General features: G+C 39.2%; 11 protein-coding genes and 1 tRNA gene. 11 read left to right on the forward strand and 1 reads right to left on the reverse strand.

Features of this window, described 5'->3' with window-relative positions; translation table 11 throughout:
- Positions 1-428 precede the first annotated feature (428 nt).
- The 9 genes from K6G87_RS03710 (at position 429) to K6G87_RS03750 (ending at position 12,092) form a co-directional block, all read left to right on the forward strand.
- Positions 429-1,871, forward strand: coding sequence for an ABC transporter substrate-binding protein (locus K6G87_RS03710; RefSeq protein WP_296834067.1), 1,443 nt, complete (start codon positions 429-431; stop codon positions 1,869-1,871).
- A gap of 70 nt (positions 1,872-1,941) precedes the next feature.
- The gene (locus K6G87_RS03715) at positions 1,942-2,940 is read left to right on the forward strand and encodes a carbohydrate ABC transporter permease (protein WP_296834072.1); all 999 of its coding nucleotides are present in this window, start codon (positions 1,942-1,944) and stop codon (positions 2,938-2,940) included.
- Complete coding sequence (locus K6G87_RS03720) at positions 2,941-3,789, forward strand: carbohydrate ABC transporter permease (RefSeq protein WP_296834075.1); 849 nt, start codon at positions 2,941-2,943, stop codon at positions 3,787-3,789.
- A 27-nt stretch (positions 3,790-3,816) separates the two neighbouring features.
- Positions 3,817-4,986, forward strand: a complete 1,170-nt coding sequence (locus K6G87_RS03725; protein ID WP_296834078.1) for an AGE family epimerase/isomerase — start codon at positions 3,817-3,819, stop codon at positions 4,984-4,986.
- A gap of 4 nt (positions 4,987-4,990) precedes the next feature.
- A complete protein-coding gene (locus K6G87_RS03730; protein WP_296834080.1) occupies positions 4,991-6,163 on the forward strand; it encodes a glycoside hydrolase family 130 protein in 1,173 nt (390 codons plus the stop codon).
- 96 nt (positions 6,164-6,259) lie between these two features.
- Positions 6,260-7,282 (forward strand): glycoside hydrolase family 130 protein, encoded by a 1,023-nt coding sequence (locus K6G87_RS03735; RefSeq protein ID WP_027205091.1) that lies wholly within the window; start codon positions 6,260-6,262, stop codon positions 7,280-7,282.
- A 53-nt stretch (positions 7,283-7,335) separates the two neighbouring features.
- Positions 7,336-8,472: an SGNH/GDSL hydrolase family protein gene (locus K6G87_RS03740; RefSeq protein ID WP_296834086.1), complete on the forward strand. Its 1,137-nt coding sequence runs from the start codon at positions 7,336-7,338 to the stop codon at positions 8,470-8,472.
- A gap of 41 nt (positions 8,473-8,513) precedes the next feature.
- On the forward strand, positions 8,514-10,826 hold the full coding sequence (manA, locus tag K6G87_RS03745; protein WP_296834089.1) for a mannose-6-phosphate isomerase, class I: 2,313 nt from the start codon (positions 8,514-8,516) through the stop codon (positions 10,824-10,826).
- Between the two features lie 420 nt (positions 10,827-11,246).
- Complete coding sequence (locus K6G87_RS03750; RefSeq protein ID WP_296834092.1) at positions 11,247-12,092, forward strand: hypothetical protein; 846 nt, start codon at positions 11,247-11,249, stop codon at positions 12,090-12,092.
- A gap of 332 nt (positions 12,093-12,424) precedes the next feature.
- Here the strand turns inward: K6G87_RS03750 and K6G87_RS03755 are convergent, their stop codons facing one another.
- Positions 12,425-13,411 (reverse strand): WYL domain-containing protein, encoded by a 987-nt coding sequence (locus tag K6G87_RS03755; RefSeq protein ID WP_296834095.1) that lies wholly within the window; start codon positions 13,409-13,411, stop codon positions 12,425-12,427.
- A gap of 165 nt (positions 13,412-13,576) precedes the next feature.
- Here K6G87_RS03755 and K6G87_RS03760 point away from each other — a divergent pair.
- Together K6G87_RS03760 and K6G87_RS03765 are read left to right on the forward strand one after the other, a co-directional pair.
- Positions 13,577-13,642: transfer RNA gene (locus K6G87_RS03760), tRNA-Lys, on the forward strand.
- Positions 13,643-13,791: 149 nt separating this feature from the next.
- Positions 13,792-15,251 (forward strand): DUF2828 family protein (locus K6G87_RS03765; protein WP_296834098.1); only part of this gene is annotated, 1,460 nt, incomplete at its 3' end.

Genomic DNA, 15,251 nt, shown 5'->3' on the forward strand with positions numbered 1-15,251 from the left:
GACGGAGCACCAATAGGAATAACAACTTATAAAGTTGATATGGATGAGATGGTCAAAAGGACACTTAAAAGAATCAATCATGCCTTAAAAGGTGAGAAGTACAGAAGAGGCCTAAGCATTGTAGAAGGATATCTGATAGAAAGAGAAAGTGTAAAGAAATTAGCTAAAAGAAAGTAAATTTAGCAGGCTAACAAAATTTATTAGCTAAAAAACCGAAAATAATTACAAAATGCGATTAAAGCCTTATAAACAGGCACTTAATGGAAACTAGAGCAACTTGCAAGGAGAAAAAATTCTCCAAAAACAAGTTGCTCTTTTTGTTTATTAAGGCGAAATGAGCTAATATTTAAGCTAAATTATTGACTAATAAAAATAAAAGAATAAAATATTAATTAGCTAAAAACTATATATTTTTTAAGGAGGATATTATGAATAGAAAAAGATTATTGGCATTGTTAACAGTTTCAGCAATGACAGCTTCTTTGATGGGATGCTCGTCTGCTGCTGACAATACCACAGGTTCAGAAAGCGACGCAACAGGTTCTGCTACAGATGCAGTTACAGAAACTGATACAACTTCTGATGGTGCTGATGCCGGTGAAGCAAGTGAGCTTTCATATACAGCACTCAATCTTGATGATTATACAGAGCTTACTGCTTCAATTAAGTTCCTTCATCATAAGACTGACCGTCAGGAAGACGGAACTATGGATTCCATGATCGCTGCATTTAACGAGAAATTCCCCAACATAACAGTTACTACAGAAGCTGTTACAGATTATGCTGAAGATGCACTCCTTCGTCTTTCAACAGGAGACTGGGGCGATATCATGTTCATCCCTGCAGTTGATAAGACTGATCTTTCAACATATTTCATGCCACTTGATACACTTGATAATCTTTCACAGGAACTTAACTTTGTAGATGCCTGGGAATATGGCGGAAGCTGCTATGGTATTCCATATATGGCCAATGCACAGGGCCTTCTTTACAACAAGAGCGTATTTGAACAGGCAGGAATCACAGAGCTTCCAACAACTCCCGATGAATTTGTAGCAGATCTTCAGCTTATAAAAGATAATACAGATGCAATTCCGCTTTACACCAACTATGCAGCAGGCTGGACAATGGGTGCATGGGATGCTTATGTAGGAGCTGTTTCTAATGGTGATGATACATATGTAAATCAGAAACTTGTTCATACAGCTGAGCCATTCTCAGATCCCGGTGATGGAACAGGCGCATACAATGTTTACAAGATCTTATATGATGCATGTGCTAATGGCCTTATCGAAGATGACTATACAACAACAGACTGGGAAGGCTGCAAGGGTATGCTCAACAGAGGCGAGATCGGAACAATGGTACTTGGCTCATGGGCATATGCTCAGATGCAGGAAGCAGGAGATAAGCCTGAAGATATCGGATACATGCCATTCCCTATCACAGTTAACGGAACACAGTATGTAAGTGCAGGTGGAGATTACAACTATGCTATCAACGTTAATTCATCTGATGAGAACAAGCTTGCATCACTTGTATTTGTTAAGTGGATGGTTGAAGAGTCCGGATGGTGCTTCAACGAAGGCGGTTACACAGTAGTTAAGGGCGGCGAGAATCCTGAAATGTATTCAGCATTTGAAGGCTGCGAAGTACTTTCAGACCAGCCGGCTCTTTCAGGAGAAGAGACATATCTTAACGATATGAACTCTGAGTCAGAGCTTTCTATAAACGCAGGTGGTAATGATAAGGTACAGCGTATTGTAGAGGCAGGTGCTACAGGTTCAGAAAGCTTTGATGATATCATGGCTGACTGGAATCAGAAGTGGCAGGATGCTCAGGAAGAACTTGGCATAGAAGTATTATATTGATATGATAATCTTTCTTCAAAGCTGGGGAGAAGGGAATTCTTCCCAGCTTTATTATTTAAAGAGGTTAAATATGAAAAAAAAGAGAACTTTCAAGCAATGGCTAAATAGTAGGGATGGACAACAGGTAATTGTTATGTTCGCTTTTATGGTTGTTCCCCTTCTTCTTCTGTTTGTTTTTACATATCTGCCTTTTGGCAAAATGTTTGGCTTTAGTTTTTATAACATGAAGTATGTAGGAGCCCGCAAGTTTGTTGGCTTAAAGAATTATATCAAGGTCTTCCAGAGAGATGACTGCTTTGGAGCCCTTAAGCTGAGTCTTTACTATATGCTTGGATCTGTGGTGCAGCTTGCACTTGCCCTATATCTTGCTACAATACTAAGTTTTAAAGTTAAGGGCGGCGCCTTATTCAAAGGCTTTATGTTCTTTCCTTTCCTTATCAATGGTATTGCTATAGGTTTTATCTTTAAATTTTTCTACACAAGAGGATTTGTATTTGATACAGTCCTTCAGTGGTGCGGATTCCAGCTGGACAATCTCCCATACTGGCTCAAAGACCAGAGCATTAATAACTTCTCTCTTGTAGGAACCTCGGTATGGAGATATTTTGGTCAGAATATGGTCCTGTTTATCGGTGCGATCATGTCTGTTGATTCAGAGCTTTACGAAGCGGCAATGCTTGATGGAGCTAACAGATTTCAGCAGTTCAAATACATTATTATGCCTAGCATAAAGACTATTATCACACTTAACGTTATCCTTTCCATTACAGGTTCTCTTAGTGCTTTCGAACCACCTTTTGTTATAACAGATGGTGCAAATGGAACTGGTACATACTTTATCGTAATGCATCAGATTGCTCATACCCAGCAAAAAGTTGGTCTTGCATCTGCAATGGCTATCGTACTTCTTGCCATTATCTTCATAGTGACTATACTTCAGAAGCTCTTCTTTAAATATGTATTCAGGAATGCTGAGGATGAGGATCCGAGGGCAGCAGTAAGAAGAGAGAAGGCTATTGCAAGAAGCAGAAAGAGACATGAAAGACTTGCAAAGGCGGGAGGACAATAAATGAACATTCTTTATAAAATGGGCAGAAAGATGCTTGTCTTTTTAAAATATCTGTCATTGGTATTCTTTTCTTTTATGGCTGTATTACCTGTTGTATCCTGCTTTATTACAGCTTTCAAAACTGATGAAGAATATCAGACTACTAATGTAATGACAATGCCGCAGAACTGGCTTAATTTTGACAATTTCGTTCAGGCATTTCAGAAAGCCGGAATGGGCAGAGCTTTTATAAACTCGACGATCATTCTTGTATGTGTACTTTTTTTCTCAGTAATGATAGGAACACAGCTTGCATATGTGCTCAACAGATTCAAGTTCTTTGGTAACACTATTATAAGAGCACTTTTCCTCTTTGCATCCCAGCTTCCAGGAGTTGCAATGCAGATCGCAGTATATGAGATCATGTACAAGCTTGGATTCATCAATTCACTTATCGGATACATAATCATGATGTGCGGAACTGATATTATATCGATCTACATCTATATTCAGTTCTTTGAAAATATAGATTACTCACTTGATGAGTCTGCGATCATAGATGGTGCAAGCTACTTTACTATTTTCTATAAGGTACTGTTCCCACTTCTTAAGCCTGCTATAGTTACAAGCTGCATATTAAAGGGTGTTGGTACTTATAATGAATACTACTGCGCAAGTCTTTATCTTCAGGACAAGAACAAGTATGCAACTGTAGCTACGTCTCTTTATACCTTTGTGGGCCCTCTTGGTAGTAAATACAATCTTATCTGCGCAGGTGTAATCATATCACTAATGCCGGCACTTATAGTATTCATTCTATGCCAGAAGCAGATATATTCAGGACTTACAGCAGGAGCAGTAAAAGGCTAAGACTAGTTTGATATAGAGGATAAGAAAATGATAACAAGGGTACAAAAACATCTCACGCAAGATCTCATTCCCTTTTGGAAAGGTCTTAGAGATAATGAATATGGCGGATATTATGGCTATCTTGGCTACGACCTTGAGCTTGATAAAAAGGCTGTAAAAGGCTGCATACTTAATAGCAGGATCTTATGGTTTTTTTCAAATACATATACTCTTTTAAAGGATGAATCGCTTCTTGATGAGGCGCGTCATGCTTATGAGTTTATGAAGGACTATTGCATCGACAAGACCTATGGCGGCATTTACTGGTCCATGACCTATGATGGTAAAGTTTATGACTCTACCAAGCATACTTACAATCAGGCTTTTGCCATATATGCACTATCATCATATTATGAAGCATCTGGTGATAAAGAGGCGCTTACGCTTGCCAGAAACATTTATGACGTAATTGAGAATAAATGTAAGGATAATATTGGTTATAAAGAAGCATCAAATGAGAAGTTTGAAAAGGCTGATAATGATAAACTATCAGAGAACGGAGTTATGGCTGACAGGACTATGAACACGCTACTACATGTCCTTGAAGCTTATACTGAGCTTTACAGGGTGAAACATGATATTAAAGTAAAAGAAGACCTTGAGCAGATTCTTACTATTTTTGCAGATAAGATCTATAATCCAAGGCTTCACAGGCAGGAAGTCTTTTTTGATAACGATTATAACTCGATTATAGATCTTCATAGTTATGGCCACGATATCGAGACCTCCTGGCTTATCGACAGAACATTAGAGCTTATAGATGATAATGGAGAACTTTCAGAAAAGATAAGGCCTATTACCAAGGATCTTGCAGAAGAGATTTACAAGTCAGCTTTTGACGGGCATTCTCTTCCATATGAATGTGAAAAGGGAGTTGTCAATGAAAGCAGGTCCTGGTGGGTACAGGCTGAAACTGTTGTTGGCTTTTTGAACGCTTATGAGAAGTCAGACAGGAAGGAAGAAAAATATCTTGATGCTGCAAAAAGCTGTCTTGATTTTATTTTTGATCATGTGGTTGATACAAGAAAAGGTTCAGAGTGGTTTTATGAAGTATCCAAAGAGGGAGAACCTAATCCTCTGCACCCAATAGTTGAGGAATGGAAATGTCCTTATCATAACGGAAGAATGTGCATTGAAATAATAAAAAGGTGTAGGTGATGAGATGATACACGAAAAATATTATGAATTATTAAAAGAGCAGGAAGAGCTTATTACAAGGCCAAATAAGAAGACTTCTTTTTACAACGGGATCTATGACAGGTATGAATATCCTGTTCTTACAAGAGAACATGCTCCTATATTATGGAAATATGATATTAACAAAGAGACTAATCCATTTTTTATGGAGAGGCTTGGAGTTAATGCAGTAATGAATTCAGGAGCTATCTACTTAAATGGTAAGTATTATCTTGTAGCCAGAGTAGAGGGAGCAGACAGAAAGTCCTTCTTTGCTGTAGCGGAAAGTGATAAGGGAACTGAAGGCTTTAGGTTCTGGGACTATCCAGTAGTACTTCCTGATACTGTAAAGGATGAGACTAATGTATATGATATGAGACTCACACAGCATGAAGACGGTTATATATATGGCGTGTTCTGCTCTGAGTCCAAGGATAAAACAAATTCTGACCTTTCTGCAGCAGTAGCAGAGGCTGGAATCGTAAGGACAAAGGATCTTAAGACCTGGGAGAGACTTCCAAATCTTGTAACAAAGAGATCTCCTCAGCAAAGAAATGTTGTCCTTCATCCTGAATTTGTAGATGGAAAATATGCCTTCTATACAAGACCTATGGACGACTTCATTGAGACAGGATCAGGAAGTGGTATAGGATTTGGCCTTTGTGATGATATAGAACATCCTGTTATAGATGAAGAGAAGATGACCAGCATCAGAAGATATCATCAGATAACTGAAGCTAAGAACGGAGCAGGTGCTGTGCCTATTAAGACTGCCAAGGGCTGGATACACATAGCACATGGCGTAAGGAATACGGCAGCAGGCCTTAGATATGTAATCTATGCATTTGCTACAGATCTTAAGGATCCTTCAAAGGTTATAGCTGAGCCATCCGGCCTTCTTATAGGGCCAAGACAGGGAGAGAGAGTCGGAGATGTCAGCAATGTAGTATTCACTAACGGCGCTATTGTTAATGAAAAAAATGAAGTCTATATCTACTACGCTTCATCTGATACAAGGCTTCACGTTGCTACAACTACAATTGATAAGCTTATCGACTATGTATTCAATACGCCTCAGGATCCGGGCAGAAGCCCTGACTGCGTGAAGCAAAGATGTGATCTTATAAGCGAGAATTTAAGGCTTCTTGGTAAGGAATGAATGGAACAGAGATTATCTATACAAAAGAAAATATAGATAAAAAGATAACTAATAAATACAAATATGATATGCAAGTATAAAAAGGAGACAGATACAATGTCAAAATATAAAATGATCAGTGAACCGCTTAAAAATATCCCATGGCAGGAAGGACCTGAAAAGTTCGATGGTGCACCTGTTTGGAGATACAAAGAGAACCCTATTATAAATAGGAACCCTATTCCGGGTGTTGCACGTATTTTTAACAGTGCAGTTATGCCTTATGAAGGCAAGTTCATTGGAGTATTCAGAGGAGAGCAGACCAACGGTATCCCTTATATATACCTTGGACATAGCGAAGATGCAATTCACTGGGATTTTGAAACCAATAAGATCCCATTCGTAGACAAGGATGGCAATCCTTTCATGCCAAGATATGCTTATGATCCAAGACTTGTTAAGGTTGAGGATACATACTATATCATCTGGTGCCAGGATTTCTACGGCGCTTCTATCGGAATGGCTAAGACTAAGGACTTTAAGACATTTGAAAGACTTGAAAATCCATTCATTCCTTTTAACAGGAATGCAGTTCTTTTCCCAAGGAAAATAAATGGAAAGTTCATGCTACTCTCAAGACCATCTGACAGCGGACATACACCATTTGGCGATATCTTCCTGTCAGAGAGCCCTGACATGGAATACTGGGGACACCACAGACATGTTATGGAGAGATCTCCTGAGTGGTGGGAATCAGTTAAGATTGGCGGAGGAGCAGCCCCTATTGAGACTTCAGAAGGCTGGCTCATGTTCTATCACGGCGTAAGCAGCACATGTAACGGTTTTGTTTATTCCATAGGAGCAGCTATACTTGATATAGATAACCCTTCAAAGGTTAAGTACCGCTGCGAGACATTCATCTTGACTCCTGAAGAGTGGTATGAAGAGAGAGGATTCGTTCCTAACGTATGCTTCCCTTGCGCAACACTTCATGACAGTGAGACTGGCAGGATCGCAATCTACTACGGCGCAGCTGACAGCTATGTAGCACTTGCATTTACAAGACTTGACGATATTATAGATTATGTCAAAGAGCACTCAGTTGTACGCGAATCTGATACAGAACTTGGAATCAGATAAGAAATCCGGGATAGAATAAGTAATCTGGAATAAGATAAAGAAAAGAGATTATCATGATAGATTTTGATACAAAAAAGGCTATAGCATGTCGCGGTGATATTACAAGATTTACAAAGCTTTTCAAAAAGCTTGAAGAAGGTCAACCTGTAACGGTATGCTTCCTTGGGGGTTCCATCACCCAGGGAAGTCTTTCTTCTCTTCCGACTACCTGCTATGCCTATAAAGTATATGAATGGTTTAAAGAGACATTTAAGGATTCTGATATAACCTATGTAAATGCAGGAATTGGAGGAACAACTTCTGCTTTTGGAGCAGCCAGATGTGACAGGGACGTGCTTTCATATAACCCTGACTTTGTGCTTGTTGAGTTTTCTGTAAATGATGAGTGCAATGATTATTTTTATGAAAGCTATGAAGGCCTTATAAGGAAGCTTCTTTATAGTAAGGGCAGACCTTGTGTAGCAACTCTTTTTAACTTCTATTATGAAAATGGCAAGACTGCAGAGAGAATTCATTCCAAAGTAGCCAGATATTATGGCATTCCTGCAGCATCAATGCATGGAGCTATTTATGAGGATATACTGTCAGGAAAGATAGCAGATATAAATGATCTTTCACCTGACGGCCTACATCCAAATGATAAAGGACATGAGCTTTTAAGCCGCGTGGTAACTAATCTTATAGGATCCTTATATAAGGAATATAAAGACTTAGATGTGGCAAAAGAGGATAAGGATATAGAAGTTTTTGAGCCTCTAACAATTAATACATTTGAAAAAGCAAAAAGACTTGATAACAGAAACTTTAAGGCAGATCTAAAGGGCTTCAAAGAGGACAGATCAGCTCAGAGAGATATCACAGACTGCTTTAAGAACGGCTGGCTTGGCTCTTTGCAAAATGATAAGATTGTTATTGAACTTGAAGGCGAAAACGAGTGTACAGGAATTGCAGTTCAGTATGACAAGACCATGAAACGTCCTGCGCCTGTAGTGGCTGTATCTGTAGATGATTCTGAAGATAAGATCATAATAGATTCAGCATTCGACCAGACCTGGGGAGACCTTCTTGATATCAGGCAGATCATAGAGCATGAGAAGATGGGGCCTCACAGGCTTACAGTAGAAGTAATAGATGACAAGGCTGGAAAGGCAGTGCCATTCAACCTTGTATCCGTGATCATTACCAAATAAGGTATATTATAAATATAAAAAATGAGATTGGAAGTATTGTGATGTTTAGAGAAGATTTTATATGGGGAGTTGCTGCAAGTTCATATCAGACTGAGGGTAGAGACCAAAATGACGGAGCAGGACTTAATATCTGGGATGATTTTATAAAAAAAGGGGCCATAGCTGATGGCTCAAATGCAGACATAGCATGCGATATGATCCACAGATATAAAGAAGACTTTGCTATCATGCGCATGATGGGAATAAAAGCTTACAGATTTTCTATCAGCTGGAGCAGACTTATTCCTGATGGAACAGGAGAAGTTAATAAGAAGGCTGTAGCGCTTTATAGAGATATGCTTCTTTGCATGAAAGAAAATGGTATAAGGCCCTTTATAACTCTTTTCCATTGGGAGTATCCGCTTGTTCTTGAGGAAAAGGGCGGATGGGTTAATCCTGAAAGCTCAAAATGGTTTGAAAGATATGCTGAGGTAGTAGGAGAGAACTTCTCAGATCTTTGTGATGACTTCATTACATTCAATGAGCCTCAGTGCACTATAAGCCTTGGCTATGTTAAAGGCTTTCATGCTCCAGGCAAGAAGCTTCCTCTTAAGGATACTCTTTTTGCAGCACATAATCTTCTTAAAGCCCACGGTCTTGCAGTTAAGGCTCTTAGAAGGACTGCTCCAAATGCAAGAGTTGGATATGCTCCAACTTGCGGCGTGGCTTATCCTGATACTGATTCTCGTGAAGATATTGAGGCTGCAAGAAAGAGATACTTTGGATTTGATGAAGACAAGGACAACTGGGCATGGAATGTTTCATGGTTCCTTGATCCTGTTATTCTTGGAAGATATCCTGAGGAGGGAATAGAACTTTTTAAGGATGATCTTTTTGAGATAACAGATGAGGATATGGAGCTTATAAGCCAGCCCATAGACTTTATTGGCCAGAACATTTATAATGGATATCCTATAAGTGCCGGAGAAAATGGAAAGATCATCTATGCCCAAAGGGAAAGAGGTTATAACCAGACAGCCATGACTTGGCCTGTAACACCAAGTGTCCTTTACTGGGGACCTAAGTTTCTTTATGAAAGATATCATAAGGATATCTTCATTACAGAAAATGGTATGGCAGCCTGCGATATAGTTGCACCTGATGGCGCAGTTCATGATGGTGACAGGATTGCTTTTCTTGATAAGTATATCAGTAACCTTCAGAAGGCAGCAGATGAGGGCGTATCCATAGTCGGATATTTCCACTGGAGTTATTGTGATAACTTTGAATGGACAGATGGATATGCTAAGAGATTCGGCCTTGTTTATGTAGACTATACTACTTTAAAAAGAACAATTAAGGATTCGGGTTTTTGGTACAAAAAAGTTATGGAAACAAATGGAAAAATCTTATCAATTAATAATAGCTGCAAGGAGCCTCTTTTTTTAGAGCCGCACTTTACTCATAATATCTGGGGCGGATCAAAGCTTCGTGATGTATTTGGTTATAATATTGAAGGCGATGATATAGGAGAGTGCTGGGGAATAGCAGCTCATACAAATGGAACAGCTACAGTTAAAAACGGGATGTACAAAGGAATGGGACTTGATGAGCTTTACAGAGACCATTCTGAGCTCTTTGGTACAAAGCATGACAGATTCCCTCTTCTTACTAAGATAATCGATGCTAAGTCTGACCTTAGTATCCAGGTTCATCCAGATGATGCCTATGCAGCAGAAAATGAGAACGGTTCTCTTGGTAAGACAGAATGCTGGTATGTTCTTGACTGTGACGATGATGCAAGCCTTGTTGTAGGCCATAATGCTGCTACAAGACAGGAACTTTCTGATATGATGGATCAGGGCAGATGGAGCGACCTTATAAGAGAAGTTAAGATCAAAAAGGGTGATTTCATTCAGATAGATCCTGGGACAGTTCATGCTATAAAGGGCGGTGTTGTAGTTCTTGAAACTCAGCAGAACAGCGACATCACATATAGACTTTATGACTATGACAGAATCTGGAATGGATCAAAGCGTGAACTCCACGTTGATAAATGTAAGGACGTAATAACAGTACCTGCCAAGGACCTTTCAGATGCCATAATACATGATACTGACAAGGAGCAGGGCATAAGGCTCCTAAACAGCTGCAAATATTATGAAGTTTCAAGAGTTAATGTAACTTCTAAGCTTGATATTGAAGTAAGCGACAAGTACCTTCTCTTCTCAGTAATAGAAGGCACAGGCCTTCTTGGAAGTCACCCTCTTAAAAAGGGCGATCACTTCATCCTTCCTGTAGGATTTGGAACTGCCAGATTTGCAGGTGATATGAAACTGATCATGTCTTGCGAAGCCCTGGTAGAAGCGAGTTAATGCTTGTGACAAGCTTCTTTATAAGACGGCGGATTGATAACTTTTAATGAATTTATATTTGCTTATTGCAGATTTCCCACTTAGACGATACATACATTTTCTACAAGTAATTTGTAGAGAATGTATCGTTCAAGTGGGAAGCTTTTGTATATAATATAAAATAATAATTTTTCAATACATCTTGCATTCTTGCCATATTATTATCATTATTATGTGTTTTGGGGCTGTAAGAAAAATGGGGAGCTTCTTACAGATAACACATATAAATCAAATAAACAAGTGTAACAACAAAGGCAAATCTATATGTACGCACAGCAGTAGTATATGCTGTTGCTGGCGTGGATTATGCTTTATATTCCGGAGACGCTCCGCTCTTAGAACAAGCGGCAGAAAAATGCGGATTATAACGAAAGGTGACAAATGAAATATAATAACGTTTATCTGACAGACAAAAATACTATAAGACGAGAAGTAATGGAGTTTTTGATAATTGGATCTAAATATGGCAAGATTTTTAATTTGATCGGAATTTTATTTATTATTAGTTCTTTTATTTACATGAACAATAATTCGAACTATAGTATTTATTTCTTTGTTGCGTTGCTTCTTTTTGTTATCAATATTGTTCGTATTTATAAAAAGGCAGTTTATTTTTCTAAGAAATTGGAAGACAAGACATTAAAAAGAGTTATTACCATAGATGACTTTGCCATTTCAGAAAAAGTGTATGATAGTGAGAAAATAATTAAAGATGTCTCTTTTCAAATAAATGAAGTTAATTATGTTGGAAATGGTATAAAAAATATTTTTATTGTACTGTCCGGAGATTTGTTGGTTATAAGAAAAGATAACTTTATTGAAGGTGATGCAGTTTCTTTACATAAAGAGCTTATATCCAAAAAGAAAACTGATATAAGCTCTAAAGAGAACTTCAGTAAGTTTCATTTTCAAAAAATATGTATAATTGTAGGCGCTATTTTTTCAACCATTCTTTCTTTGATCTTTATTAAAAGAATTGAACTTGATGAGCCGGCTATATCTATTTTTTTAAAAATGCTTTTATCAGGAATGCTTTTTTCAATATGGATAAGTTTTGCAATCACTTTCTATGTGAAATGGTATGTAAAACAAAATAAAATGATAAAGATATTATCAATAGTTGTATTTCCTATTTCTTTTTTTGTTTTTATGTGCATTGGTTTGATTAAAGCATTGCCTTATATAGTTGCTTCTAGCATCTTTGATAAAACATGCGAGAATGAGTGAAAAGGAGCAATGCGATGGACTATACAAAATATCAAAAACAAGATGGGTATTTCTGATGAAATTATATCCTCTTTTCTTTTGAGCATCAAAACAATGGACACAGGGACTATGAACACTGTTTCTGCATGAGCAGCTTACAGTAAAATCTGTGATTGGCTGCATATTGATCGGCGCAGGAACGCTCTTCATGGTTTTGTGAGGTCTGATAAGAAACGAGTATAATAAGACCTTATCACGCAAGAGAGCCGTTTTGGATGTAAGCCATATACCAACAAATTGTATTTATGCTTTTGGACTACTAAAGGAGTTGGAGTAAAGCTGAATATAGGAATTTACTTACTATATTCTCTTAGTCCATAGTAATAGAACTTCTTGATCCTCTTCTTAAGAGATGCCGGCTCGATAACTATTGCATCTCTGCCAAAACGCTTGAAGTATTCTTCAAGCTGAAGCTCAGGCCAGTCGAAGTAGTACAGGTCTCCTTCGATTTTTGAGACGATAGGCCTGTTCTTCGTTACAACCTTAAACTTTTTAACTCCATATTTGTTCAGGCGTACAACTGCCTGAACCGTTAGTGATACTGAATGAGGGCTTCGGATAGATTTTTCCTGAAGCTCTTTTTGCATGTCGGGATCCACAGTAAAAGTGTCAGAAGTTACAAAGACACTTCTAAGCCTTGATATTCTAAAGGTTCTGGGTTTCTTGGGTTTTCTGTCATTGCATAGCAGATAGTTGCACTGTTCCTCTTTGGATGGGGCAATAATATATGGCTCAACGTGATAAGACTTCTCTTTGCCGGAAGTTGTGTTGGTAAAAGAGAGAATCCTGTGCTCTTTAATTGCCTTGGAGATATCCTCATAGGTATCTTTGAATATGATCATTTCCCTTTCGCTTCTTGGAATTGAAAGATATGAATTAAACATGTCCTTAAGATACTGGGACAAAGATGTATCTTTTAACATGTTATTCTCGATGATCCTTAGAATCTCATATGAAGATCCGCTTACTGTAAGTGTCAGGGCAGAGTTCTTGCTGCTTTGGTGGCTGTCAGTCTTAATGTATGTACTTATGATCTTGTTCGCAAGGAGCGCAGCGTCCTTGTCACTGATCGATGTGATACTGGTCAGATCCTGCGTGATATTTGAAAGCAGGTTTTCGCTATCCTGTCTGTAACGGTCAAAGTAATTGACGATCAGGGTCTTAAGGAATGCGTTGAGGTTGACGGACTCGTCCTTCTTAGTGAATTCAAAGAGTTCTGCATCGTTTATAAGTCTTGATCTTGTATCGTCTGAAAGATAAATCTTGTACTTCTCTGTCATCTTACACCTCTTGTTTGGGGTTGCATATAATGAAATAATAACGCAATAATCAATATAAATTCAATTATATTGGGGTTGCAGCAATGCGTCAATCTGCATCTTTTTATCTCCTATCCAAAGAGCTATGATTAGATCACAACAAAGACACAGACAGCAATCATTACAGGATAGCTAAGTGGTCAAGCACCGGATATTTTAATCCGGGAATCGCGGGTCCGAATCCCGCTCCAACCCTTCGGGGTGTATGTGTCTTGTATGAAAAGGTGCATACAGCAACTAATACTGATCCCGCGACTTTTAATCGCGTCCCTGCATAGCATGGCGAGTGAGCCGGGCACTATAACTCGGTTGCACCTTGTTTTGAAAGAGAGGAAATTAAGATGCTGGAGTTTTTAAAGAGAGAAGCAAACAAAACATATACAGAGAACGGCGCAGCAACTTACGTATCAACAAAGTCCGACTGCCTGGATCTCTTTGCAGCAATAGGTGCACTTAGGCACGCTTCTGATGAAGATATCATAACTAGATTCACAAGAGCTTATGCCGAGGATGCTGATCTTGCCATGAAGATGCTTTTCTTTGCAAGAGACATAAGAGGTGGCCTTGGCGAGAGAAGAGTCTTCAAGGTTATCCTTAAGCACCTGGCTGAGTGCGAGCCTGAATCAGTTAGAAAGAACATCGAGTTGGTTGCTGAGTACGGCAGATACGATGATCTTTTGGCGCTGTTTGGTACACCGGTAGAAAAAGAAGTACTGGCGTATTTTGACAAAGCGCTCAAAGCCGATATGGCTGTGCTTTCAGCAGATAAGGAAAATGCCGGAGTATCTCTTTTGGCTAAATGGCTTCCTTCAGTAAATACAAGCAACAAAGAAGCTGTCAGAAACGCCAGGAAGATAGCAAGAGCGATGCAGATGACTGACGCTGAGTACCGCAAGGCGTTGTCTGCCCTCAGAGCACAGATCAGGATCATAGAGAACAACCTCCGCGAGAGAGACTACTCTTTTGACTATGCGAAGCAGCCTTCAAAGGCTCTGTACAAATACAGACAGGCATTCATCAGAAACGACAAGGCAAGGTATGAGTCTTTTATCCAAAGGGCAGCTGAAGATCCTTCAGTAATGCATACCGGAACACTTACACCTTATGATGTTATCGCGCCTGTTCTTAGGAGAAAAGAGTTCTCTGAAGCCGAGAGACGTGCCATGGACGCAACATGGAACGCGCTTGAGAATTACGCCGGCGCTGACAATTCACTTGTTGTGGTAGATGGCTCAGCCTCAATGTACTGGGATGCTAACCCAAGCCCTGCAGCAGTAGCGCAGTCACTGGGCATATACTTTGCAGAAAGAAATACAGGCGCATTCCATAACCACTTCATAACTTTCTCTGCAAACCCAAGACTCATCGAGATCAAGGGCAGAGACATAGTTGATAAAGTGCGTTACTGCATGAGCTTCAACGAATGCAGCAACACGAATATTGAAAAGACATTTATGCTGATACTCCAGACTGCTGTTCGTAACAGACTAAAACAGTCCGATATGCCTGAAAAGCTGTACATAATCTCCGATATGGAGTTTGACTACTGCGCAGGTGATGCGAAGGCAACAAACTTTGAAAATGCCAAAAGAGAATTTGAAAGATGGGGCTACAGGCTTCCTCAGGTGATCTTCTGGAATGTTAACAGCCGCAACATGCAGCAACCTGTCAGGATGAATGATCAGGGCGTGGCGCTGGTATCAGGCTGCAGCCCGCAGGTCTTTTCAATGCTAAAAGACGGTAATTTGGAACCATATAAATTCATGATGAGCGTCCTTTCAGCTCCGCGATACGAAAGGAT

Source organism: Butyrivibrio sp. (assembly GCF_024699075.1).

Excerpts from the sequence above, each read along its gene's own strand:
- K6G87_RS03720 (WP_296834075.1), top strand. The coding sequence starts at position 2,941 with ATGAACATTCTTTATAAAATGGGCAGAAAGATGCTTGTCTTTTTAAAA.
- manA (WP_296834089.1), top strand. The coding sequence starts at position 8,514 with ATGTTTAGAGAAGATTTTATATGGGGAGTTGCTGCAAGTTCATATCAG.
- K6G87_RS03715 (WP_296834072.1), top strand. The coding sequence starts at position 1,942 with ATGAAAAAAAAGAGAACTTTCAAGCAATGGCTAAATAGTAGGGATGGA.
- K6G87_RS03725 (WP_296834078.1), top strand. The coding sequence starts at position 3,817 with ATGATAACAAGGGTACAAAAACATCTCACGCAAGATCTCATTCCCTTT.
- K6G87_RS03750 (WP_296834092.1), top strand. The coding sequence starts at position 11,247 with ATGAAATATAATAACGTTTATCTGACAGACAAAAATACTATAAGACGA.
- K6G87_RS03755 (WP_296834095.1), bottom strand. The coding sequence starts at position 13,411 with ATGACAGAGAAGTACAAGATTTATCTTTCAGACGATACAAGATCAAGA.
- K6G87_RS03735 (WP_027205091.1), top strand. The coding sequence starts at position 6,260 with ATGTCAAAATATAAAATGATCAGTGAACCGCTTAAAAATATCCCATGG.
- K6G87_RS03740 (WP_296834086.1), top strand. The coding sequence starts at position 7,336 with ATGATAGATTTTGATACAAAAAAGGCTATAGCATGTCGCGGTGATATT.
- K6G87_RS03710 (WP_296834067.1), top strand. The coding sequence starts at position 429 with ATGAATAGAAAAAGATTATTGGCATTGTTAACAGTTTCAGCAATGACA.
- K6G87_RS03730 (WP_296834080.1), top strand. The coding sequence starts at position 4,991 with ATGATACACGAAAAATATTATGAATTATTAAAAGAGCAGGAAGAGCTT.